The sequence below is a fragment of the Kribbella italica genome, assembly GCF_014205135.1.
Taxonomy (GTDB): Bacteria; Actinomycetota; Actinomycetes; order Propionibacteriales; family Kribbellaceae; genus Kribbella; species Kribbella italica.
Genome location: NZ_JACHMY010000001.1, coordinates 6,261,273 through 6,284,539 on the forward strand (window position 1 = coordinate 6,261,273; position 23,267 = coordinate 6,284,539).

A 23,267-nucleotide genomic window follows, 5' to 3' on the forward strand; every position below is an offset into this window, starting at 1 on the left:
GGGGTGGTCAGCGCTGGTGGGCCGCCAGCATGCGGAGTCCGGCGGCGTTGACCATGACCAAGATGATCGCGGCGAAGACGACCAGGGCTACTTCGGCCGGGAGCAAGGCGATGCCGAGGCCGATGGCCAGGACGGGGAGCGCGAGGCCGGCGTACGCGATCAGGAAGAGGGCGGCGAGGACCTCGCCGCGGGAGCCTGCGTCGGCGAGGCCGGCTGCCGTGGCGACGGCCGCGCGGAACACTAGTCCTACGCCGGCGCCGGCGACGATGCCGCCGATCACGAACAGGGCGAGGCTCGGGGTCAGGCCGCCGGCGGCGACTCCGACGAGGCCGACCGACATGAAGGCCAGGCCCAGCTGCAGCTGACGGGTGCGGGTGAGCTGGACGAAGACGACCTGGCTGGCCGCGCCGGCGATGAAGGCCGCGAAGGTCACCACTCCGGCGAGCAGCCGGGACGTGTGGTGCAGCGTGCCCGCCAGGAACGTCGGGGCGAGCGACGTGAACAACCCGAAGATCGCGAACGCCGCGAAGGCGCCGGCCGCGCTCGCGAAGAACAGCGGCCTGGCGGCGGCCGGCAGTGCGACCCGCTGCGGCCGGTACGCCGGACGCGTCTCGCGCCGTTCGACCGTCTCGGGGACCAGTGCGATGCCGACGGCGCTGATCACGAGCAGCACCAGGAACACCTCGTACGGGCGCTCGATCGGGCGGCCGACGTACTGGGCCAGCAGGCCGCCGATCAGCGGACCGAAGGCGAGGCCGCCCAGGTTCACCATGCTGGAGATCAGCGCGGACCGGCTCGGGTCCTCGTCCGGCCGGGCGATCTTGCGCAGCTCGGACAGGTGCGCGGTCGCCGTCGCGGTCAGGATGCCGACTCCGACGCCGGACACGAACCGGGCGATCAGCAGCCCGGGAACCTCCGGCCAGAAGAGGAAGATCAGCGCGGCGACCACCTCGGCCAGTACGGCGAGCAGCGCGACCTGGCGCCGGCCGAGCCAGTCGCTGACGTGGCCGGCCAGGTACAGGCTCGCCATCACGCCGACCGCGTACGCGGCGAAGATCACCGTGATCAGGAACGTCGGGAAGCCGTCGCGCTGCTGGTAGATCGCGTAGAGCGGCGTCGGCACCGTGGAGAACGCCATCGTGGTCAGGAAGGCGGCGGCGATCGTCCAGAACCCCGGGCCGTGGGCGAAGCGGACCTTCGTGCCGACGGCGTCGACCGCCCGCGGTCCGGTGAGTGTTGTCATGTCTTCAGGGTGAGCCCGGAGATCTATCGACACAAACGAAGATTCTTGCGGACTCTCATCGCCCTCACCGATAGTTGGCGCTGTGGATTCCCGCCAGCTGGAGTACTTCGTCGCGGTCGCCGAGGAACTGAGCTTCACCCGCGCGGCGCAGCGGCTGTTCACCGTCCAGTCCACGGTGTCGGCGGCGATCCGCGGCCTCGAGACCGAGCTGAAGACAACGCTCTTCGACCGCTCGACCCGGCGGGTGGAGCTTTCACCGGCCGGCCAGGCCCTGCTCCCGGAGGCGAAGGACGCGCTGGAGGCCATGAACCGCGCCCGCGCCGTCGTCGAGGAGGCGTCCACCGGACTGCGCGGCAGTCTGCGGATCGGCACGCTGACCCGCCTCGGCCTGGTCGATCTGGCCGGCCTGCTCGGCGCGTTCTACCAGCGCTACCCCTTGGTCGACGTCCAGGTCACGACCTCGCCGAGCGGTTCGTCGGGACTGGCGGACGACGTACGGCACGGACGGCTGGACGTCGCACTGGTCGGCCTCGGGCAGTCGGACCTGATCGGCCTGGAGGCCCGCGAGCTGGCGACCGTCCCGTACGTCGTCCTGGTGCCGTCGACGCATCGGCTGGCCGGGCGGGCGGAGGTCCGGCTGGAGGATCTGGCCGGGGAGCGGTTCGTCGACATGCTGCCCGGGTTCGGCAACCGGACGAGCGTGGACCGGGCCTTCGACGCGGTCGGGCAGCCGCGGCGCGTGCAGGTCGAGGTCCCGGACCTGACGACCGTGCCCGACTACGTGCGGACCGGGCTCGGCGTGGCCGTCGTACCGGCGATCGAGCAGGGGTCCCAACCGGGCATCACCCGGATGCGTCTCACCGGAGTCGACCTCGCGTGGACGCTGTCGACGATCACGTTGAGTGGCCGGCGGCCGAGCCGCGCGGTGGCCGCGCTGCTCGAGCTGGTGGCGGACAGCGTCCGCCCCGGCGGCACGCAGTTCTAGGAATGCGGATTCTGGCTAAGGTTTGTGGATGGCACACCAGTGGACGGCCGAGTACGACGGCCTGATGAAGCTCCCCTCCGGACTGGTCGTGCGAGGACGTGGACTCCGCAACCCGGCGCCGCCGGGTCTGGACCCGACGTTCGGCGTGTACCTGCTGGGCAAGGAACCACCGCCGGTCCGCTGGGAGAGCCGGTGGGTCCGTTGGCCTGACTTCCGGCTGCCCAGTGACCGGGATGCCGCACGCTCTGCTTTCGCGGAGGCGCTCGAACGCCTCCGCGCTGGTGAGCGGGTCGAGTTCGCGTGTGGTGGTGGGCGCGGAAGGACCGGTACGGCGCTGGCCTGTCTGGCGATTCTCGATGGGGTGCCGGCTGACGAGGCGGTCGCCTACGTGCGGGCGAACTACAGCTCGCACGCGGTGGAGACGCCCTGGCAGAAGCGTTACGTGCGGCGCTTAGCGGCCTGAGGCTTGGTGGTCATCGCCTAATTCTGTTGACCGTGCGTGAGTGGTGACCTTGGCTGGGCCGGTGACGATCGAACGCACCAATCCCCCGGCCCTGCACCCGACCCCCGGCTACCACCACGTGACCACCGTCGAGGCGTCCCGCCTGGTCTTCCTCGCCGGACAGTGCCCGCTGGACCCCGCCGGCGACCTGGCCGCCGAGGACCTGGAGGGCCAGACCGCCCAGGTGATCACCAACATCCTGACCGGGTTGGAGTCTGCCGGCGCTCGGCCCGAGGACGTCGTACGGACGGTGATCTACGTCGTCAGCACCGACCGCGAGCAGCTCGCCGCCGTGTGGACCCAGCTCAACGCATCGCCACTGGCCCCCGCCTTCACCACCGCCAGCACCCTCCTGGGCGTAGCCCAACTCGGCTTCCCCGGGCAGCTCGTCGAGATCGACGTGACCGCGGCCCTGTGATCCCACCCGCCGAGATCGTGCGGCGCACCGGGATCACGTCGTACTGCGGGATCTGTTGCGGGTCGACGCGGTCGCGCGGGAGCGGTACGCGGCGCGGAAGCGGGAGCTGACGCGCGACCGGGCGGCGTACGGGGAAGGAAAGAGCGCGTTGATCGCGGAGTTGCTCAGGCCTGGGCGGTGAAGCGGGGGAAGGACCAGTAGTCGACCTTGGGGTTGCTGAACCCGGCGGCTTCCAGGCGGGCGGCGAAGGCGAACGGGTCGATGGGGACGGCCCGGTCGTGGTCGTTCATGCCGCGGAAGTGGTTGCCGTCGAGGGCGTTGAGGCCCGCGAAGGTCGCTCCGGGGCGGAGGACTCGGTGGAGCTCGCGGAGGGCGGCGTCCTGGGTGCGGGCCGAGCGGAGGTGCATCAGCGAGAGGAAGACCGTCGCCGCGGTGAAGCGGTTGTCGTCGAAGGGAAGGTGGAGCGGGTCCACGTCGACGATCTCGAGGTCCGCGGCTGCTCGAGCGCGGAGGTCCGGGGTGAACGCGGGGTCGAGCTGCGCGACGGTGAGGCGGGGCGCGGCGGCGCGGAGGGGTTCGGCGGCGTCGGCGGGGCCGGCGTCGAGGTGCAGCGGGTCGTTGCCCAGGTCAACGACTTCGAGGAGCTGCGGGACCCAGTCGGTGACGATGCCGTGGCGGAACTCGTCGCTGATGTAGGTCCGCAGGAACGGCTCCCGGACCTGCACCCGCGCGCCGGTCGGCTCCGGCGTCGAGCAGGTCCAGCGGACACCTTCGCCGCGGATTTCCAGGTCGACGTCGACGAAACCCGCCGCCTCCAGCCGATCGGCCAGCGTCGTCGGGTCGACCGGTACGCAGATGTCGCCCTCGTGCAGCCGGAAGAACCCGGGCCCGGCCAGGCTGTCGGTCCCGAAGAACACGCCGCCCGGCCGGAGTACCCGGGCCAGCTCGGCGAACACCTGGTCCTGCTGCTCGCGCGACGGGATGTGGTGCAGCATCGTGAAGCACGCGGCCGCGTCGTACCGGCCGTCCGGCTCGTCCAGCTTCGTGGCGTCGCCCTGCTTGGCGTGCACGCGCGGGTCGTTCTCGAACTGGTCGATCAGCGCGGCGGCCAGCTCCACGTCGTACTCGACGGCCGTCACTTCGAAGCTCTCCCGCAGCACCCGCGTCGCGGCGCCCGGCCCGGACCCGATCTCGAGCAGCCGGCCGCCGAGCGCGACCCGCTCCAGCGCCCACGGCACGACGGTGGTGCCGAGATGGGTCATCCAGTAGTCCGACGAGCAGAGTTCGAGATGGGCCTTGTTCATGGTTTCACCCTGCTCCGGCCGGGCGGACGCGACCAGCGGGTGAGCCTCAGATCACATGGTTCGGCTGGAGCAGGCCGGTCGGGTCGAGGTCGTTCTTGATCCGCCGGAGGCGTTCGAGGTCGGCGGGTTCGTAGGCCTCGGCGATCTGGTCGGGAGTGAGCGGGCCGAAGCTGAAGTTGAGCTGGCGGCCGATCGACGTCCACGGCTCCAGGATGCTGCGGTGCAGCTGGGTGAGGTCCTGCTCGCCGGGTGAGAGGACGGTCAGCGCGTACTGCGCCTCGCGGCGGCCGACCGCGTTCGGGATCGCGGGCGGGCGCGACAGCGCGCCGCCGAGGTGACGGATGCCGATGACGCACATCGCGCCCGCCTCCGGGCCGGCGAGCTTGGGGATGGTGGAGAGCGCGACCGGGTCGAGGTCGGCGAGCAGGAGGTTCTGGGCGCGGTAGCCGTGGGGCTGCTCGGGCTCGGCGAAGATGCGGCCGGACTCGGCGTACGGGATCTCGCCGAAGGTGTCCATGACCGGCTCGCCGAGCGCGCGCAGCGGTGCGATCAGCTGCTCGGCTTGTGCGAGGTCGGTGAGGAGGCAGAGCTGGAGCTGCGCGATGTGCTTGCCGCGCAGCGGCGCGGGGACCATCGGGAGGTCTGGCAGCACCAGGACGCCGACGGCCGAGGTGACCTCCTCGGGCACGGTCGCCGTCCACTCGCGCCAGGTCTGGAGTACGTCGGGTGTGGTCGCGAGGTCGTAGTACAGGCTGCCGCCGGCGACCGTCGCGACCTCGAACAGGTCGATCTCCAGCTCGGTGACGACGCCGAAGTTGCCGCCGCCACCGCGCAGCGCCCAGAACAGCTCCACGTAGTCGGGCGTCACCGAGCGCAGCTCGCCGCCCGGCGTGACGAGGTCGATCCGGCGGACGTGGTCGGCGGCGAAGCCGTACTTGCGCGCCATCAGCCCGAGTCCGCCGCCGAGTGTGTACGAGATCGCGCCGACGCCGGGGAAGCTGCCGGACAGCGGAGCCAGCCCGTACGGCGAGGTCGCGGCGGTCACCTGCTGCCAGGTCGCGCCCGCCTGGATCGTCGCGGTCTTCTGCTCCGGATCGACCGTCACACCGGCGAAGCCGCTGGTCGTGACGAGCACGCCGTCGGTCGGCGTCGTGTGGCCGTGCCCGCTCGCCTGGACCGCGAGCCGCAGCTCGTGGTCGCGGGCATAGCGCACCGCCTCCTGGATGTCGGTCGCGCTGGTCGCGGCGAAGATCCGCGCCGGCCGGTGCGGATCGCGGCGCTGGAAGCCGGTGCGCTGGTCGTCGTAGCCGTCGGTTTCAGGGGTCCAAGTCTCCATGCCGCCGACCGTAGACGGCGTTCCGGACAGGGGTTGTCCTCAAGCTGTGGATATCTTTGTGGATATGAACGACCTGCCCGGACGACTGCTGCGGCTGCTGTCGCTGCTGCAGTCGCGCCGGGAGTGGTCGGGCGCCGAGCTCGCCGAGCGGCTGGGCGTCACCGACCGGACGATCCGGCGGGACGTCGACCGGCTGCGCTCGCTCGACTACCCGGTCGTCGGGACGACGGGGACGGCCGGTGGGTACCGCCTGGTCTCCGGGCGCGCGATGCCGCCGCTAGTGCTCTCGGACGACGAGGCGGTGGCGGTCGCGGTCGGTCTGGCCGGCGCGGGCAGCGGTGGGGTGACGGGGATGTACGACAGCTCGATGAGCGCCCTGGCGAAGCTGTCCCAGGTGCTGCCGCCGCGACTTCGTCCACAGGTCGCGGCGGTCGGGGCGTCGTCGGTGGTCGCTCGGGCGGATCTGCCCCAGGTCGATCCGGGGCGGCTGGCGATTCTCGCCGCCTGCTGCCGCGATCTGGAGATCGTTGCCTTCAGCTACGAATCGCGGCACGGCGCGGTGACCAGCCGGCGGGTCGAGCCGCATCACCTGGTCGCGCTGGTCGGGACCTGGTACCTGCTCGCGTTCGACCCGGACCGCGACGACTGGCGCAGCTTCCGGGTCGACCGGATCAGCGACGTCCGGCCGAGCCGGCACCGGTTCGTCCGGCGCGAGATCCCGGCGGCCGACGCCGCGGCGTACCTGGCCGAATCGTTCGCGGCGGCGACGTACCGGCACTCGGCGGTGCTGCGCGTCGAGCTGTCGGAGGAGAAGGTGCGGGAAGGCTTCTACGGGTGGTGGCTGCCGGGCACCGTCGTACCGACCGGGCCGGAGTCGTGCGTGCTCACGCTGAGCGCCGACTCGGCCCAGCTGCTGATCCAGTACGTCGCCGGAGTGGTTGCCCTGGGCGCCGACTTCACGCTCGAGGCGCCGCCGGAGACGGCCGCGATCATCCAGTCGGTCGGCGCCCGGCTGGCGTCGACCTAGCAGTCATCACCGGTCACCTAGCAAGTACCGGCCACCTGTCGAGGGTCGGTACTTGTTAGGTGACCGGTGATGTCGGCGCAGTTGGACCGGCTAGGCGGTGATCAGGCCGATCCCCAGGGTCAGCGCGCCGACGGCGAGACTGGCCGCGCCGACCCAGAGGATGGCGATGAACTTGGTGGGCTGAGTGACGTTCTTGCCCGCGGACGAGGCGAAGAAGCCGCCGGACATCAGGATCGCCGCGACTGGCAAGGCGAGCCGGCCGACCCACAGCCAGAAACCGTCGAGGCCGGTCAGGTCGACGTACAGCAGGCCGACCAGGCTGAGGATCACCAGCACGCCGGCGTGCGCGTGGCCGGCCCGGGCGAACGCTTTCTGGAAGTCGGTCATCGGCACCTGGCCGCGGGCGATCTTGGTCAGGAACCAGCCGCCGAACTCGATCGTGACGATCGTCAGCAGGATGACGCCGGCCAAGGTGCGGGTCGGGTCGGACATGTCGGGCTCCTTCAGTGGGTGTCGACGAGCGCGGGCCGCGGCGCGGCGGACGGCGTACGGGTTGATCGGGCGGCCCAGACGGCGACCGCGATGTAGAGGACCTGCTCGGGGATGCGCTGCCACAGCGGCGTCGCGGCCTCCCCGTTGGCGAACGAGATCTGCTCGACGGCCTCGTAGATGTTGGCCGGGAGCAACGCCACGAACAGCGCGGCGAGCGACCAGCCGGCGGCCCAGCGGGTTGCGGTCAGGACCAGACCGAGCGCGCCGAGCAGTTCCAGTACGCCGGTCAGGTAGACCATCGCGTCGGCGTACGGGACGAACGGCGGGACGATCCGGACCATGTCCGCGTGGTTCGGCATCACGGTCACGTCGGCCGGGACGAAGTGGGCGCTCGCGGTCAGCACCAGCATCACGGCCAGCCCGTGCGCGGCGGCCACCGGCCAGCGGGCGAACCGGCGCACGCCGAGTGCTCCGAGCCCGCGGAAGATCAGCGTCGCGACGACGAGCACGACATCGATGAGCATTTCACCTCTTCTCTGGATGGATAGTGCGACTATCCGTTAATGGATACTGCTACTATCCATCACAGGTCGAGGGAAGGCAAGGCGGTTATGCGCATCGCGGAGTTGAGCCGGCAGTCAGGGGTTCCGGTGCCGACGATCAAGTACTACCTGCGCGAGGGCCTGCTGCCACCGGGCGAGCTGACCAGCCCGAACCAGGCGTCCTACGGCGAGACCCACCTGCGCCGGCTGCGGCTGATCCGGGCGCTGATCGACCTCGGCCAGGTGCCGGTCGCCCGGGTGAAGGAGATCCTCGAAGGCCTGGACTCCGACTCGATGCCCCTGCACGACCAGATCGGCCGCGCGCACCGCGCGATCACCCCGACCCGCACACCGACCGCCGGCAGCGAGGCGCGTACGGCGGCCGCCGTACAGGTCGGCGAACTGATCGCCCGCCGCGGCTGGAAGGTCGAGCCCGACGCCCCCGCACTCACCACGCTGATCGAGACAGTCGCCGCCCTCCGCACGCTCGACCAGGACCACCTGGTCGACTTCCTCGACTCCTACGCCGACGCGGTCGAGAAGTTCACCGCCCTAGAGGTCGCCTCGGTCACCGCCCGCACCGACCCCCACCAAATCGCCGAAAGCGTCGTCATCGGCACCATCCTCGGCGAGACGCTGATCGCGTCCCTACGCCTCCTCGCCCAGGAGTCCATCTCCAAGGACCGCTGGACCGACTAGCCGTCGTGGGCCATGTCGACGAAGCGGGAGTAGTGGCCCTGGAAGGCGACGACGACCTCGGCGGTGGGGCCGTTGCGGTGCTTGGCGACGATGAAGTCGGCCTCGCCGGGGCGGGTCGACTCGCGCTCGTAGGCGTCCTCACGGTGCAGCAGGATCACCATGTCGGCATCTTGCTCAAGACTGTTGTGGACAGCGATGCCGTCGGCAACGAAGTTGTGCGTACCGAGGACAGTCGCGTCGTAGACCTCACGTTCACCGACGCTCTCGATGCTCGTGACGGTGTCCCAGAAGAGGTCGTTCGTTGCCATGAGTTCCAGGTCGGCGAGATCGAGGGCACTGGCCACGTTCGCAAGACGCTCTCGGGTAGGAGCGCCGGCAAACAGACGGTTCGGGTTACGCCGCCCAAGGGCGGACGCGAGGGCGACCTTGGTCATTCCGCGATCATGCATGGCGACCTTGACCTGGTCCCAAACCTGGACCGGCACAGTGTCGAGCTTCGGTGCAGGGTTGATGTCTCGCAAGCGCTCAAGAACCTCGCGCGCCTTCTTGCCACGTAAACCGTGCACGCCGATCTCGTCGCAGAAGCGTCGTTGGTTCTCGACGCCGTCGATTGTCAGGTGGTACGAGTCGCGATATCCGGCCTTCCTGGCGACGTATATGCGGCTGAAGATGTTGAACCGCAGCAGCAAGCGGGCCAGGTCGTCCACCAGTCGGCGACTGGTCGACGCGTAGTAGATCCGTCCTTGACCGGCCTTGCTGTCCCACCGGACCGAACCGTCGGTGGCCCACAGGTGCCGGATGAAGCTGCCAACCTGTTCCTTGGGCAGTCCGAACACACCGTCCGGCACGAACTTCTCATGGCTGCGCAGCCCGAACAGTCCCAGCTCGTCCAGCCAGGCGGCGATCGGGTTTCGCTTGCCACGAGCTAGTCGGTACGGCGCCGGCAGCCGCAGAGTGGTCACTCGCGCCGCGGCGTACTCGTCCCGCACCCCGGTGATCCCGAATCGACGCTTGGCTGCCGAGGTGACGGCGTCGAGGTTGTGCTCGTCGATGCTGGCGTACCGGATCGGCTGCCGCCGGACGAAGGAGCCATCGCCCAGCAGGTGAGCGAGCAGCGTCACCTCGTCGTCGTCCCACGGCTTCAGCTCGAGCGGCGGCGGTACGTGCCGCACCGAACCGATGCGCGCGCCGGGAGTCAGCTCACCCAGCGGCTTCCAGCCGTCGTACGTGAGGAAGGGGTGATTCGCGGTTGCCTTGATCTCCCGCCCGGACGCGAGTTTGAGCCGGAAGACCTCCTTCACGCCGCTGGGGAACGCGTGCGTCAGAGTGCGCGGCACCAGCTTCAGCCGGTCGTCGAGCGACCACACCGGGACGTCCCGAGTGTCGTCGGCCAGCAGTTCGCCGAGCGACACCTCGGCGCCGGTGTCTGCGCGCATCAGCCGGGTGTCGGCGGTCAGGCAGCCCGACTCGCGAAGGTCGGAGGTCATCGGGCGTTTGTCGGATCGTTGCTCGGAGCCGCGGTTGAGCTGGCAGATGGCGACGACCGGGAGTTCGAGCTCCTTGGCGAGGAGTTTGATGGAGCGGGAGAACTCGGAGACCTCGAGCTGGCGGGACTCGACCTTCTTGCCGGACGTCATCAGCTGGAGGTAGTCGATCACGATCAGGCGGAGGTCGTGGCGCTGTTTGAGGCGGCGGGCCTTCGCGCGGATCTCCATCATGGTGAGGTTCGGGGAGTCGTCGATGAACAGGGGGGCCTCGGAGACCTCGCCCATCTTGCGGGCCAGGCGGGCCCAGTCCTCGTCGGTCATCTTGCCGTTGCGCATGTGGTGCAGCGGGACCTTCGCCTCGGCCGAGAGCAGTCGCATGGTGATCTCGTTGCGGCTCATCTCCAGCGAGAAGATGCACGAGGTCAGGCCGTGCTTGATCGAGGCGGAGCGGGCGAAGTCCAGGCCCAGCGTGGAGTTGTGGGTCGGCACCATCGTCTTGCCGGCCAGGTACAGGTGGTCGGGGTTGTCGACCTCGACGCAGCGGACCGGGACGGACGCGACCGGCTCGACCCGCTCGACGCGGCGGTCGGGCTCACCGAGCACGCCGGTGGTGACGCCGTGCCCGGCGATCTCGCGCGGCGCCGACCTCGGCACCGCGGGAGTCAGACCCTGGTACGCCGACATGGCGCTGTGCAGGTCGAGCGTCGTACAGACGACCGGCTGGCCGCCGTCCTCGACGACCCACTGGTGCTCGGCGTCGGCGACGATCGTCGTGCCGTCGGAGAAGGTCAACTGGTAGCAGGGCCGGTCTTCCATCACGTCGGTCGCGGCGACCACGCGGGTCGGGCGGCCGTCCGCATCGAGCAGCACGTCGCCGGTGGCGACCTCGCCCATCGTCGTCCAGCCGGACGGCGTCGGCAGCGGGGTGTCCAGCGCGAGCGCCTTGCCCATCGCGGGACGCGCGGCGACGATGATCATCTGCCCCGGGTGCAGCCCGTTGGTCAGCTCGTCGAGGTCGGTGAAGCCGGTCGGTACGCCGATCATCGCGTCGCCGCGGGAGTCGATCGCCTCGATCTCGTCGAGGGCGCCCTCCATGATGTCCTTCAGCGGCGCGTAGTCCTCGGTGGTCCGCTTCTCGGTGACCTGGTAGATCTCGGCCTGGGCCTCGTCGACGACGTCGTCGACCTCGCCCTCCCCGGCGTACCCGAGCTGGACGATCTTGGTGCCGGCCTCGACCAGGCGGCGCAGGATCGCCTTCTCGCGGACGATGTGCGCGTAGTAGCTGGCGTTCGCCGCCAGCGGCACCGAGGCGACCAGGGTGTGCACGTACGGCGCACCGCCGATCCGGGCCATCTCGCCGCGCTTGGTCAGCTCGGCCGCGACGGTGATCGCGTCGGCCGGCTCGCCCCGCGCGTACAGGTCGGTGATCGCGTCGTAGACCGACTCGTGCGCCGGGCGGTAGAAGTCCGTGCCGCGGACGGTCTCGATGCAGTCGGCGATCGCGTCCTTGCTCAGCATCATCGCGCCGAGCACGCACTGCTCGGCGGCCAGGTCCTGCGGCGGGGTGCGGTCGAAGCCCATCGCCGGGTTGCGTTCCTCGTTCCCGCCGTCCGGCCCTCCGCGGAACTCCGCAACGCTCACTGCCCCGACCTCCTCGTCCGCCCACCGACCCGCCCAACGGGTCGAACACGTGATCGAACCGTATCCGGCGTCGCCGACAGTTTTCCCCGACCCACCCGGACCCCCGAGTCGGGCGGACGGCGTCGGACACGCGACGGTACGCCCGAACGGCCGCCACCCGGTAGCCGAGTATCCACAGGGGGTGTGGACCACCTGTGGGAAACCCCGGGAAGTCCTGTGCACAGGTTGGGAACAACCCTGTGGATATCTGTGGGGAAAGCTCCACAACATCCCTCTGACCTGCGGTTTTTCAAACCCACAGGTGTGGAGAAGAAAAAGATTCGAGACAGTTCGGTCCGGTGCGTTGTGCACAGCAGCCGCCAGGCACAATGAGGCCTATGCGCCTTACCAGCAGCCAGGACCGGGAGATCCTCCGACTGGCGGTACCGGCCTTCTTCGCCCTCGTGTCCGAGCCGCTGATGCTGCTGGCCGACTCGGCCATCGTCGGCCACCTCGGCACCCCGCAGCTCGCCGCCCTGGGGATCGCGGGCACGATCCTGCAGACCCTGGTCGGCGTCTGCGTGTTCCTGGCGTACGGCACGACGTCGGCGGTCGCGCGGCGGATCGGCGCCGGCGACCACAAGGGCGCGCTGGCCCAGGGCATCGACGGCCTCTGGCTCGCGCTGCTGCTGGGCGTCGTACTGGCTGTGGTCGGTGTCCTGCTCGCCCCGGCCGCGATCGGCGCGTTCAACCCCTCCCCCGACGTCGCCGACCACGCGGTGATCTACCTGCGGATCAGCTGCCTCGGCATCCCGTCGATGCTGCTGCTGCTCGCGGCGACCGGCGTACTGCGTGGTCTGCAGGACACCAAGACGCCGATGATCGTCGCGATCACCGCCAACCTGCTGAACATCGTGCTCAACCTGATCCTGGTCTACGGCCTCGACCTGGACATCGCCGGATCGGCCCTCGGTACGGCGCTCGCCCAGACCGCCGCCGGCGTCGCGCTGGTCGTGGTCGTCGTCCGCGGCGCCCGCCGCGACGGCGCCAAGCTGCGCCCGGACTTCCCCGGCATCCGCGCCTCGGCCCACTCCGGCGTACCGCTGGTGGTCCGGACCCTCACGCTGCGGGTCGCGATCATCCTGGCCACCTTCGTCGCCACCTCACTCGGTACGACGTCCGTCGCGGCCCATCAGGTCGCGTTCACGCTCTGGTCGTTCCTGGCCCTCGCGCTGGACGCGATCGCGATCGCCGCGCAGGCGCTGACCGGCCGGGCGCTGGGTGCGGGCGACGTCGAAGGGACGCGTGCGATCACCCGGCGGATGATGTGGTGGGGACTCTGGTCGGGCGTGGTCGGCGGCCTCGCGCTGTGGGGCCTGCACTCGATCTACGTGCCCTGGTTCACCGAGGACCCGGCCGTACGGCACTCGCTCTCGGCGGTGCTGCTCGTCGCCGCGCTCTGGCAGCCGGTGAACGGCGTGGTGTTCGTACTGGACGGCGTACTGATCGGTGCCGGCGACGGCCCGTACCTGGCGGTCGCCGGGGTGATCGCGCTCGTGCTGTACGTCCCGCTGGCGCTGAGCGTCATCTGGTTCGACGGCGGCGTCGTGGCGCTGTGGTGGGCGTTCGGCGGGTTCATGCTGCTCCGCCTGCTGACCCTGCTCACCCGGGAACGCCGGGACGCGTGGCTGGTCACCGGCGCGGTCCGCTGACCGCGCCGGCGGCCGCGCCTACTGGGAGATGCCGACCGCGTCGCGGACGCGGTCCAGGACGACCTTGGCGCGGGCACGGGCCCGGACGGCGCCGGCCTCGAGCAGGGCGTCGAGGTCGCTGCCCGGGGCCATCAGTTCGTCGTACCGGGCTCGTAGTGGGCCGATCTGCGTGTTGATCACCTCGAACAGCTCGTTCTTCAGGTCGCCCCAGCCCATCCCGCCGGCCTCGAGCCGCTTGCGGGTGTCGGCGAGCTGCTCCGGCGACGCGAACTGCTCGTAGATCAGGAACGCCGACGAGCTGTCCGGGTCCTTCGGCTCCTCGACCGGCGTGCTGTCGGTGGCGATCCGGCGGACCAGCTTCTTCAGCTGGTTCTCCGGCGCGAACAGCGGGATCGTGTTGCCGTAGCTCTTGCTCATCTTGCGGCCGTCGACCCCCGGCAGCGTCTTGGCCGCGTCGTCCTCGGGCAGGACCAGACGCGGCACCTTCAGTTTGTTCTCACCGAAGAGGTGGTTGAAGGTCCCGGCGATGTCCGCGGCGTACTCGACGTGCTGCGACTGGTCCTTGCCGACCGGTACGACGTCGGAGTCCATCAGCAGGATGTCGGCCGCCATCAGCACCGGGTAGTTGTAGAGACCCATGTTGACGCCCGCGTCCAGGTCGGGCTTGCCGGCCTCCGCGTTCTTGTCCCGGGCCGCCTTGTACGCGTGCGCCCGGTTCATCAGGCCCTTCGCGGCGACCGTCGACAGCACCCAGTGCAGCTCGAACGTCTCCGGTACGTCGGACTGCCGGTACATCGTGATCCGGTCGGTGTCGAGACCGGCCGCGATCCACGTCGCCGCCACCGAGCGGGTGTAGTGCCGCAGCTGCTCGGCGTCCCGCAGCACGGTCAGCGCGTGGTAGTCGGCGATGAAGTACATCGCGTCGTAGGAGTCGGCCAGCTGCAGCGCCGGCCGGATCGCGCCGATCAGGTTGCCGAGATGCGGGTCGCCGGTCGGCTTGATCCCGGTCAGCGACACCGGACGTGCGGATTCCATAGCCATGTCTCTATTCTCCCAGAGCCTTGCGGCTGCTGGATCAGATGCTGCGCAGGTGGGGCTCGCGCTGGTCGAAGAAGAGGCCTTCCGGCGGCGGCACCGTGGCGAGCGGGCGGGCCGTGTACTCGCTGTGCGCTCCGCGGCAGCCCGCGAACGGGCCGTCGGGGTTGAGCAGCACGTGCATGTGCGGGTCCGCGTGGTCGCGCCACCACACCGACATCCCCGTCGCCGGGTCCAGCCGCAGGTGCTCCCAGGCGCGCCAGATCGAGTCCAGCCGGCTCAGCGCCTCGGCGTGCCGGAACCACTCGGGGCACCAGACGAAGGTCTGGCCGAGCCGGCGCGCGTACAGGTAGACCAGCCTGTCCTCCACGAAGGCCGCGACGTGCGGGTAGTACAGCTCCATCACGTCGTCGTCGTCCATGGCTCCACTCCTTGCCCAGGGCTAGCGTTTCGGCCGGCCGGTGCGACCCGCACCGCCGTGTTGCAGGACCACATTGTCACCCGCGCCGGTCGTTCGGGTTCGGCGGGCTCCACTGTGCCTGGCCCCACTGCTGCTGTCCGGGCTGCGGCGCCTGCTGCTGGGGCTGCGGCTGGTTGTCGGGCACCGCCGGCCAGGTCGCCTGGGCAGGACCGAGCGGGTTGTGCTTGGCCTTCTGACCGGCCGCGATCCACGGGTTCGACGCGCCGCCGGCCGGGCCCGCGGTCGACGCCGCGCCCGGGTCGAACTGCGCGAGCGACGCACGGACCGACGCGGCGTCCGGCCGGGCCATCCACGGGATCGTCTTGATCATCGTGGCCGGCGTGCCGGAGGCGAAGACGACCGCGCGGCCGGGCGGCATCGAGGTCAGGTCGGAGACCTCCATGATCGCGTGCCGCTGGACCTGGCTGCTGTGCGAGCGCTTGCCACCCTCGTACGAGACGGTGTTCGAGTTGATGTCGTACTCGCCGATCAGTTTGCTCAGCCGCTCCAGGAAGGCCGAGTCGGAGACACCGCCGCCGTACACCCGGATGTTGGCCGAGGACCACAGCTTCTCGATGCCGTGCTCGCCCCAGCACTCCACGCCCTGGGCCCAGGACTGCAGGATCGTCATCAGCACGATGCCGCGGGAGCCGAAGTGGCTGTAGAGGTCGGGCAGGTCCTTCCAGCGGCAGACGTTCGCGGCTTCGTCGAGTACGCCGACCAGCGGGGTGGGCAGCCGGCCCATCGGGCAGGTCTTGGCGTACTCCTCGGCCGCCTCGACGATCGCGACGGTGAGCCCGGCGACCAGCGGGCCCGCCGTACCGCTGCCTTCCTTGGACAGGCTGTAAAGCGTGCCGCCGCTGCGGACGAAGTCGTGCGGGTTGAACTGTGGGCGGTTGTCGGCCTGGCCGTTCGGGTTGACCCACTTGGCGACCTGGCGGTTCAGCAGGAACTGCACGCTCGGCTGGGCGGTCCCGAAGACACCGGCCCGCTGCTTGTCCGGCAGGCTGTAGAGGCTGGCCATCTGCTGCGCGGGCAGCTCGTACCCCGGAGTGTTGTCGAGGATGCGGGCCGGCTCGTCGTTCAGCTGGTCGCTGAGCCACAGGTAGACCTGGTTGATCGGCCGCTTGGCCAGTGCGGCCGCGAGCAGCAGCCCGGCCAGGAGGTCGGCCGCCACGGTGTCGAAGTAGGCGTCGGACCGGGCGCCCTCCTGGCGCTGGCTGTTGACGATGTGGTCGGCGAACTGCCGGGCCTTCACCTCGTCGGTGACGTAGCTCAGCGGGTTCCACCACCAGGTCGGCTCCTCGTCGGCGACGCCCTGCGGGTCGAACACCCAGACCTGGCCCTTGGCGCTGCGCGGGCCCCGGCTGGCGTCGACGATGTCGCGCTTGTTCGAGGTCGCGATCACCGCACCCGGCGCGTCCAGGATGGCCGGTACGGCGCGGGTGGTGGTCTTACCGGTCCGCGGCCCCCAGATGTCGATGTGCATGTCCTCCCACGAGCCGAACAGCTCGAGGTCGTCCCGCACGGTCCGGCCGATGAAGACTCCCGGACCGGCGTGCCCGGCGCCGAGCCGGTTCGCGGTCTCCTGGGCGCCTTCGCGGAGGATCTTGCGCAGGTCCTTGCGGTTCGACATCAGGAACGCGTGCCGGTCGACGCGGGACTTGGTGCCGGTCCGCCGGCGCAGCAGCAGGAACACGCCGACGATCAGCGCGGCGACCACGACGATCTCGACGACCAGTACGGCGGTGGCCGCGCCCGGCCACTCGTAGTCCCCGGTGAACAGGTCGACCGGGACCGACAGCGGGTTGCCGCCCGGCTTCTTGTCACCGCTGATCGCCGCCCCGAGCGAGGCCGCGGCCCAGGTCCCGACCGAGACCAGCGCGATCAGGCCGATCACCACGAACAGCGCGATCGCCTCGGGCGAGATCGCGGCCCCGCCGGTGCTCTTGCGTCCCTGTGCCATCAGTCGTCAACTCCGCTTCGCGCGACCACGCGGGTGGTGGGGTCGGGCGGAGGCAGCTGGGCCGGGTCGTCGAAGGTGTACTCGGCCACCACCTCCTCGGTTCCGTCGTCGGCGATCTCCACCTTGAGCGGGCGGCCGTCCGCGCCGGTCTTCCAGAGCTTGTTGGTGTCGTTGATCTCGCGCTCGACCGAGGTCAGCCCGACGTGCACCGGGATGCCCGGCCGGCCGCCGACCTTGACCAGGAAGTTGCCTCGGCCGGGCGGTGCGGCCTCCTCGCCGGTGGCCGGGTCCCACGCGGGCGGGTCCTGCCAGCCGATGAGCATGTTCTGCTCCTCCTCGGACATCGGCACGACCTCGGTGAGGTTCTCCATCTCGGCCCGCGGCAGACCGCCGCAGATCACCATGCCGGACCGCTCGACGAAGCCCTTGGCCTTCATCCGGTCCTCGGGGTGCTCGAGCGCCAGCAGGTCGGACATGGTGTGCGAGATCATCGCCATCCCGACACCGCGCTGCCGGTTCAGCCGGGTCAGCGCGTCGACGCGGTCGACCAGGCCGCGCCCGGCCCGCAGGACCCGCCAGAGCTCGTCGAGGATGACGAAGTAGTGCCGCCGCGGCTCGAGGCCGGCGTCGGCCAGCGCCTGCGAGACGGCGACCGCGCCGAACCCGTACGACCAGCAGGCCAGCAGTACGGCGGCCTGCAGGTTGGTCTCGGAGTCGTCGATGTTGGACACGTCGAAGACGACCGGGCGGTCCAGCTTCATCGGGTTGTTGGTCTGCTCGGAGAAGATCTCACCGAGCCGGCCGCCGCCGACCAGACCGATCAGCGAGGCCTCCAGGCCTTCGGTGATCTGCCGGTACCGGTCCAGGCTGCCGCGGTCGAGGGTGACGTTGCGGACCCGGTCGGGTGCGTCCTGGACGACCTTCAGCAGGTCGCGCAGCACCGGCGTGCCCTCGTGGCGCTCGTCGAGCACCTTGAGGGCCTCGTCGATGATGGTCTCCTCGCGGTCCGTCGGCGGGGCCGAGCGCATGATCGAGATCAGCGCCGAGACCATCGTCTGCCGGCGGCCGTGCGCGTCGGCCTCGATCGCCTGCCGGGCCGAGCCGGTCAGCCGCAGCGCGGCCTGGCGGGACTCGCCGGGGTCGAGCACGTTGAGGTGACCGCGGCCGCGGCCGAGCTGGATCACCTGGCCACCGAGCGCCTCGATCAGGTCCTTGTAGTCCGGCTTCAGGTCGCCCAGGACCAGCGGCATCACGCCGTACCCGGCCAGGCCGAGTGCCATCCGCCGGGTGATCGTCGACTTGCCCAGACCGGGCTTGCCGAGCACGAACATCGACGGGTTGGAGATCAGCTTGGCCCGCATGAACCAGCTGATCGGGTCGCAGCACATGGTCGCGCCGGACAGGATGTTGCGGCCGATCGGCACCCCGACCATCGGGCTGCCGGTGCCGGACGCGAACGGCCACATGCCGCACACCTGCACCGTCGTACCGCGCCACTCGGCGGGGGCCTGCAGGTACGTCGAGTAGCCGCCGCCCATCCCCGGCCAGCCACGCGGCATCGGACGGCGGCCGCCGCGGCTCGGGTCGACCGGCTTCTTCTGCTTGCTCACAAGCTCTCCTGTCGACTCACAGCGCTTCCCGAAGACCGGCCGGAACCGACAGGTGGCTCTGCATCACGACACCGAGCGGCAGCCCGGCGACGAAGCCGGAGTCCTGCGACCCGTACGCCGGGCGCAGCAGCACGCGGGCGGTGGCACCGAGGTTGTCGATCGCGGCGATCATGTCCGGCAACTGCTCGGCGGTCATCACCGTGCCGGTCACGACCATGCCGAAGTTCACCAGGCCGGCGCCGCGGGCCTCTTCCTGCGCGGTCCGGTCGGCGGCCCGGGCCTCGGCCATCGAGCGGGCCGACGGACGGGCGGACGCGGTCGCGCGGAACGACGCGTTGCGCTTGTCGGCCTCGACCATCCGGGCCGCGGTGGCGGCGTCGAGCGGCCGGTACAGCAGGGTGACCCGCTTGCGGTCGATGTCCGGGTGCGGCCCGACCAGCTGGGACAGCACCGAGGAGAACACCTCACCGCGCGGCGCCTGGGTCATCAACCAGGTCATCGACCAGGCGCTGTCGTGCCGGTACTTGTCCCAGAACGCCTGCGCGCCGGCCGGGCCGACGTCGGTCCACTGCAGCTCCGGCGCGATGCCCTGACCGCGGGCCTCGTCGATCAGTACGGCGGCGGCCGGGTCGTAGGCGATCCGGATCGTCTCGCACAGCTCCTGGGCGTTGACCGGACGGGCGGCACCCGCGCCGGTCGAGTTCAGGCTCTGGGTCAGCGCGGGCAACCGGGACGCCAGCTCGCGGCCCATGTCGTCTTCCTTGCGGCGCTTGCCGTTGCGGTCGGTGCCCTTGAAGGTCAGCGCGACCCGGGCCGACACCAGCGCCGAGCCCTCCGGGTAGGTCTGGATCACCTCGGCGAGCATCGCGCGGGCGATCGCCGGCGTACCGTCCTGCATGTTCTGCGAGACCTCACGACGCAGCCGGATCCCCGTGTCCGGTGCGGTCTCCACCGTGACCGAGGCGGCGACGATGCCCGGCTCGTGGCCGAGCGACGCCAGCCACTGACCCCAGTGCGCCACCCAGACGTCGATCTGGTCCTCGTCGACCAGGGAGGCGCCGTCGGGTTCGGCGTTGATCACTACGGTGAAGTGCCGGGTGCTCGGGTAGAACAGCAGCGCGAACGGGCGGCCGTAGGAGTCCTGGTACTCGCTGAGCTGGGAGGCCGCGGCGAGACCGGGGAGCTGGAACTTGCCCCACGCCGTACGGCCGAGAGGTCCGGATCGGTAGACGTTGTGCTTGGCCATCTTCGCTCGCTGCCATCCAATTCGGGTCGAGAGCCTCTGCAGGGCGGAGTGCCCGTGCTTGTCCTTGGTCATCAGCAGCAGCAGGGCGATGCCGACGATCGTCAGCGAGACCAGCGCACCGGCGATCCCGCTGGTCAGGGTGGCGATCATCGTGACCACCAGGCCCATCATCATGATCCCGGTGCCGAGCATGCCCATCCCGGCGATGCCCGCCGAGGCGGGCGCCCGCCAGTTGCCGTACGTTCTCGGCGCCGTCCGTACGTTGTCAGCCGCTGCCACTTGGTCCCTCGTCATCCGCGCCGCTGGTTGCTTCGTTGATCACGGCGTCGTTGGTTTCCTTGACCTTCTTGGCCGCCGCGGCGGCGGCCACCACTGCGAGACCGACCGGGCCCGCGGCCGCACCCGCACCGGCCGCCGCGCCACCGGCCGCACCGCCGGCCGCCGCGCCACCACCGGCCGCGGCACCGCCTGCTGCTGCGCCACCTCCCGCGGCCGCGCCACCACCGGCCGCGCCGCCGGCACCTGCACCAGCGCCTCCGCCGGCTCCGGCACCTGCACCTGCACCGCCTCCGGCGCCGCCGCCCGCACCACCACCGGCACCGCCACCACCACCGCCGCCACCACCAGCGCCTCGGCTACCGCTCGCCTGGCCGGCGTTCTGGCCTCCGCTCGGGCCGGAGCTCGGCGGGGACGAGTTGTTGCTGCTGGGGCGACCGACGTTGCGGGACCCGGACGGGCCGTCGCTCTCGCTCGAGGCGCTCTTGGTGGCTCCGTCGGCGAGCTTGTCCGCGCCGACCATCTTGGCCGCGATCCCGCCGGCACCGGCCGCACCCGCGGTCGCGGACACCATCGGCGCGACGAACCGCATCAGCGCCGGCATCGCGAACAGCGCGAGCACCAGCATGGTGACACCGGTGACCATGTTCATGATCGCCGTCCCGGGGTCCTGCTCGACGAAGGCCAGCGGACCGTTCCGCTCACCCTCCTCGAAGGCCGCGCCGGTCAGCTTGATCGCGGTGGCGTAGATCAGCGCCGACACCGGTTTGTAGAGGATGAAGGCGGCCAGCCAGCCGAGGATCCGCTTGAACCAGCCGCGGCCCATCTCGGTGTTGGTGGCGGCCGCCGCGATCGGCAGCACCCCCAGCAGCAGGATCAGCATCGCGTACCGGACCACCATCAGCACGACCTGGATCACCGACGCGAGCAAGGTCAGGATCGCGATCGCGATCATCAGCCCGATCCCGAGCGTGCCGCCCTGCGCGACCGACAGCCCGAACAGCACGATCATCGCGTCCCCGAAGGCCTGCGGGTTCGCGTCGCTGATCGAACAGGTCCAGCCGGTGCCCGCGTCGGTGTCCAGCGAGGTCGCGACGATGCACTTGGAGAAGGTGTCACCGATGCTGATCAGCAGCTGGGCGATACCGATCGCCAGCGTGGACGCGATCGCCAGCGTGAAGAGGGACTTGAGGATCTCGCGCGCCGAGTCGCCGCGACTCGACCAGGCCATCTGGGCGCCGCCCACGATGATGCCGATGATCGCCGCGAAAACCGCGAGCCAGGAGGTGTGCTCCCACAGCCAGCCGACGGTCGCGCTGTCCGGCCGGCCCTGGTCGTCGCCCACCCCGGGGGTGTCGATGAAGACCCAGAAGGTGCCGATGGTCCCCATCACCTTGCCGACGGCCTCGGCCAGGGCACTGAGAATCGGATCGAAGATCAACGCTATCAACGCCTCGACTGCGGGGGTGAGGGCTTCCAGCAGGAAGTCCCGGATGCACGCTTCCCAGCCGTCGTCGCACAGGAGTGCCAGCATGTCAGCTCCCGGTCTTCGGTGAGACAAAGCGCAGGATGGCCGGCAGGGCGACGACGGCGAGCATCATCATGGCGACGCCGGTGATCACGGCCAGCGTCTCGTCCGTCGCGCCTTCCGGCGTACCGATCAGCGTGATCGCGGCCGCGTAGATGATCGCGGCGATCGGTTTGTAGAGGATGAACCCGGCCAGCCAGGCGATCGCCCGCTTGAACCACATCATCCCGGCCTCGGTGTTGGTCGCGGCCGCGGTCAGCGGCAGGACGCCGACGAGCAGGATCAGCATCCCGTACCGGACCACCATCAGCGCCAGCTGGATCAGCGACGTGACGATCATCAGGATGCCCATCACGATCACCAGCATCAGCCCGACGCCCTCGGTCTTCAGCGGGTTCACCAGGATCTCGCCGATCCGGGTGGAGAAGTCCGACCCACCGATCGCCTCGTCGACGATCCACTCCGAGAACTGGTCGGCGATCTCGATCAGTGCCGCCGAGAACGCGACGCAGCCGGTCGAGACCACCACCATCGTGAGCAGGCTCTTGATGATGTCGCGGACCGCCTCGCCGCGCTGCGCGAGCGCCATCCGGACCCCGCCGACGATCATCGCGATGGTGGCCGCGAGGATCAGGATCCACAGCGTGCGGTCCTGGACGAACGCGATCGCGCTGTTGTTGCCGAACTGCGGGGTGTCGATGTCGATCCAGAGCGTGCCGACCGCTTTCATCACCATCTCGACGGCCTTGATCACGACGAACTTGATCGCCTCGAAGATCAGGTTGAACAGGCTGCCGATCGCCCATTCGAGCGCGTCGCCGAGGAACTGCGAGATGCAGTCGCCCCAGTCCCACGGCGCCCAGGAACAGCCCAGCACGATCATCAGGCGCCCCCGAACCGGACGTAACCCTCGAGCGACTGCAGCACGTCCGGCGCGACCTCGCCGTTGAAGCTGCCGTCGGGCTGCAGCACCAGCTTCCAGTCGTTGTTCTGCCACAGCAGCGTGATCGGCAGGCCGGCCACCTTCTGGCTGTCCAGGCGGACCGCGATCGAGACGATCGCCCGGTTCGGCAGGTAGTCGACCACCTTGAAGCCGGTGAACTGCGAGGTCTGGCCGGTGTTGCGCGGCGTCGGTGAGGTCCGGACCGTCCGCAGGGCCAGGTTGCGGCCGTCGCCCGGAGCGATCCGGGTCCGCAGCACCGCCTCGGTGAGCTCGGGATTGCGGATCTGGCCCAGCGTCACCATCGCGGCCAGTACGGCGCCGGTCGGCGAGTGGGCGAAGCAGGACCGCAGTCCCCTGGAGTCCTCGACCGCCGGGCCGCCCTGCGCCTGCAGGGGGATCAGCATGTTGGTCTCGAACTGCCAGCTGACCGCGCCCGGTGCCTCCCGGGGAATGCGCTGGGGCGGGTTCTTGGCCCGGCAGCCACCGGTGCCGTCGGGGTTCACCGGTGCGGACGGCGTCCGCGTCGGCGTCGTCGGGTCAGGAGTCGCCGGTGGTTCGGTGGGCCGGCCCGTCGGACCGTCGGTCGTCCCGCCCAGCGTGGGCGTGACCGACGGACTCGGCCGGCTGGACGGTGCGCCGGAGTCACCGTTCACCACCAGCCAGACCACGAGACACACGACGACCGCCCCGATGACGATCGCCGAGGCGACGAAGCCACGACTCTCCCAGATCGGGGCGTCGTCGCCGTCGTCCCCCGATCCGGAGGTGTCGCGTCCACTGAACCAGGCCATCGTGGATCAGGCCCTCGACGTACCGAGCAGGGCGGTGCGCGGTGT

At 70.2% G+C, this 23,267-nt stretch carries 20 protein-coding genes and 1 pseudogene; 7 read left to right on the forward strand and 14 right to left on the reverse strand.

The annotated features are described in order from the left end of the window. Positions 1 to 7: 7 nt before the first annotated feature. A complete protein-coding gene (locus HDA39_RS29165) occupies positions 8 to 1,243 on the reverse strand; it encodes an MFS transporter (protein WP_184800577.1) in 1,236 nt (411 codons plus the stop codon). 82 nt (positions 1,244 to 1,325) lie between these two features. Here HDA39_RS29165 and HDA39_RS29170 point away from each other — a divergent pair, with 82 nt between their 5' ends. The 4 genes and pseudogenes from HDA39_RS29170 to HDA39_RS44150 form a co-directional block, all read left to right on the forward strand. Next, the gene (locus HDA39_RS29170) at positions 1,326 to 2,228 is read left to right on the forward strand and encodes a LysR substrate-binding domain-containing protein (protein ID WP_184800578.1); all 903 of its coding nucleotides are present in this window, start codon (positions 1,326 to 1,328) and stop codon (positions 2,226 to 2,228) included. Positions 2,229 to 2,256: 28 nt separating this feature from the next. Next, positions 2,257 to 2,691, forward strand: a complete 435-nt coding sequence (locus tag HDA39_RS29175) for a protein-tyrosine phosphatase family protein (RefSeq protein WP_184800580.1) — start codon at positions 2,257 to 2,259, stop codon at positions 2,689 to 2,691. Positions 2,692 to 2,752: 61 nt separating this feature from the next. Beyond that, on the forward strand, positions 2,753 to 3,148 hold the full coding sequence (locus HDA39_RS29180) for a Rid family hydrolase (RefSeq protein ID WP_184800582.1): 396 nt from the start codon (positions 2,753 to 2,755) through the stop codon (positions 3,146 to 3,148). A 22-nt stretch (positions 3,149 to 3,170) separates the two neighbouring features. Further along, positions 3,171 to 3,329 (forward strand): annotated as a pseudogene (locus HDA39_RS44150) (GrpB family protein); the annotation flags it as partial. On the opposite strand, the gene HDA39_RS29190 reads toward HDA39_RS44150, so the two are convergent. After that, positions 3,313 to 4,452, reverse strand: coding sequence for a class I SAM-dependent methyltransferase (locus tag HDA39_RS29190; RefSeq protein ID WP_184800584.1), 1,140 nt, complete (start codon positions 4,450 to 4,452; stop codon positions 3,313 to 3,315). The pseudogene HDA39_RS44150 and the gene HDA39_RS29190 sit on opposite strands and share 17 nt — an antisense overlap. Positions 4,453 to 4,498: 46 nt before the next feature. Beyond that, positions 4,499 to 5,788 (reverse strand): FAD-binding oxidoreductase, encoded by a 1,290-nt coding sequence (locus HDA39_RS29195; protein ID WP_184800586.1) that lies wholly within the window; start codon positions 5,786 to 5,788, stop codon positions 4,499 to 4,501. 64 nt (positions 5,789 to 5,852) lie between these two features. On the opposite strand from HDA39_RS29195, the gene HDA39_RS29200 reads away from it, so the two are divergent. Further along, the gene (locus HDA39_RS29200) at positions 5,853 to 6,815 is read left to right on the forward strand and encodes a helix-turn-helix transcriptional regulator (RefSeq protein WP_184800588.1); all 963 of its coding nucleotides are present in this window, start codon (positions 5,853 to 5,855) and stop codon (positions 6,813 to 6,815) included. A 90-nt stretch (positions 6,816 to 6,905) separates the two neighbouring features. Here HDA39_RS29200 and HDA39_RS29205 read toward each other — a convergent pair whose 3' ends face one another. Further along, a complete protein-coding gene (locus HDA39_RS29205) occupies positions 6,906 to 7,307 on the reverse strand; it encodes a hypothetical protein (RefSeq protein WP_184800590.1) in 402 nt (133 codons plus the stop codon). An 11-nt stretch (positions 7,308 to 7,318) separates the two neighbouring features. Then, a complete protein-coding gene (locus tag HDA39_RS29210) occupies positions 7,319 to 7,831 on the reverse strand; it encodes a DoxX family protein (RefSeq protein WP_184800592.1) in 513 nt (170 codons plus the stop codon). Between the two features lie 87 nt (positions 7,832 to 7,918). Between HDA39_RS29210 and HDA39_RS29215 the strand changes: the two genes are divergently transcribed. Then, a complete protein-coding gene (locus HDA39_RS29215; RefSeq protein WP_184800594.1) occupies positions 7,919 to 8,548 on the forward strand; it encodes a MerR family transcriptional regulator in 630 nt (209 codons plus the stop codon). Here HDA39_RS29215 and HDA39_RS29220 read toward each other — a convergent pair. Then, positions 8,545 to 11,676 carry a replicative DNA helicase gene (locus HDA39_RS29220; RefSeq protein ID WP_420488746.1) on the reverse strand — a complete coding sequence of 1,044 codons (3,132 nt, stop codon included), beginning with the start codon at positions 11,674 to 11,676 and terminating at the stop codon, positions 8,545 to 8,547. The genes HDA39_RS29215 and HDA39_RS29220 overlap by 4 nt on opposite strands. Before the next feature lie 377 nt (positions 11,677 to 12,053). On the opposite strand from HDA39_RS29220, the gene HDA39_RS29225 reads away from it, so the two are divergent. Beyond that, positions 12,054 to 13,367, forward strand: coding sequence for an MATE family efflux transporter (locus tag HDA39_RS29225; protein ID WP_184800596.1), 1,314 nt, complete (start codon positions 12,054 to 12,056; stop codon positions 13,365 to 13,367). Positions 13,368 to 13,385: 18 nt separating this feature from the next. On the opposite strand, the gene HDA39_RS29230 is transcribed toward HDA39_RS29225, so the two are convergent. From HDA39_RS29230 to HDA39_RS29265, 8 genes are all read right to left on the reverse strand, one after another. Then, positions 13,386 to 14,402, reverse strand: coding sequence for a tryptophan--tRNA ligase (locus HDA39_RS29230; RefSeq protein ID WP_238356174.1), 1,017 nt, complete (start codon positions 14,400 to 14,402; stop codon positions 13,386 to 13,388). A gap of 40 nt (positions 14,403 to 14,442) precedes the next feature. Next, positions 14,443 to 14,823 (reverse strand): DUF4913 domain-containing protein, encoded by a 381-nt coding sequence (locus HDA39_RS29235; RefSeq protein ID WP_184800600.1) that lies wholly within the window; start codon positions 14,821 to 14,823, stop codon positions 14,443 to 14,445. A gap of 76 nt (positions 14,824 to 14,899) precedes the next feature. Then, on the reverse strand, positions 14,900 to 16,828 hold the full coding sequence (locus tag HDA39_RS29240) for a type IV secretory system conjugative DNA transfer family protein (protein ID WP_184800602.1): 1,929 nt from the start codon (positions 16,826 to 16,828) through the stop codon (positions 14,900 to 14,902). After that, the gene (locus tag HDA39_RS29245) at positions 16,828 to 18,438 is read right to left on the reverse strand and encodes an ATP/GTP-binding protein (protein ID WP_184800604.1); all 1,611 of its coding nucleotides are present in this window, start codon (positions 18,436 to 18,438) and stop codon (positions 16,828 to 16,830) included. The genes HDA39_RS29240 and HDA39_RS29245 overlap by 1 nt, the downstream gene beginning before the upstream one ends. Before the next feature lie 16 nt (positions 18,439 to 18,454). Further along, positions 18,455 to 19,963 carry a MotA/TolQ/ExbB proton channel family protein gene (locus tag HDA39_RS29250; RefSeq protein WP_238356175.1) on the reverse strand — a complete coding sequence of 503 codons (1,509 nt, stop codon included), beginning with the start codon at positions 19,961 to 19,963 and terminating at the stop codon, positions 18,455 to 18,457. Further along, positions 19,950 to 21,494 carry a TrbL/VirB6 family protein gene (locus HDA39_RS29255; RefSeq protein WP_184800607.1) on the reverse strand — a complete coding sequence of 515 codons (1,545 nt, stop codon included), beginning with the start codon at positions 21,492 to 21,494 and terminating at the stop codon, positions 19,950 to 19,952. The genes HDA39_RS29250 and HDA39_RS29255 overlap by 14 nt, the downstream gene beginning before the upstream one ends. Before the next feature lies 1 nt (position 21,495). Beyond that, entirely contained in the window at positions 21,496 to 22,371 is an 876-nt protein-coding gene (locus tag HDA39_RS29260; protein WP_184800609.1) for a TrbL/VirB6 family protein, read from the reverse strand. Next, positions 22,371 to 23,222 (reverse strand): DUF8175 domain-containg protein, encoded by an 852-nt coding sequence (locus HDA39_RS29265; protein WP_184800611.1) that lies wholly within the window; start codon positions 23,220 to 23,222, stop codon positions 22,371 to 22,373. The genes HDA39_RS29260 and HDA39_RS29265 overlap by 1 nt, the downstream gene beginning before the upstream one ends. Between the last annotated feature and the right edge of the window lie 45 nt (positions 23,223 to 23,267).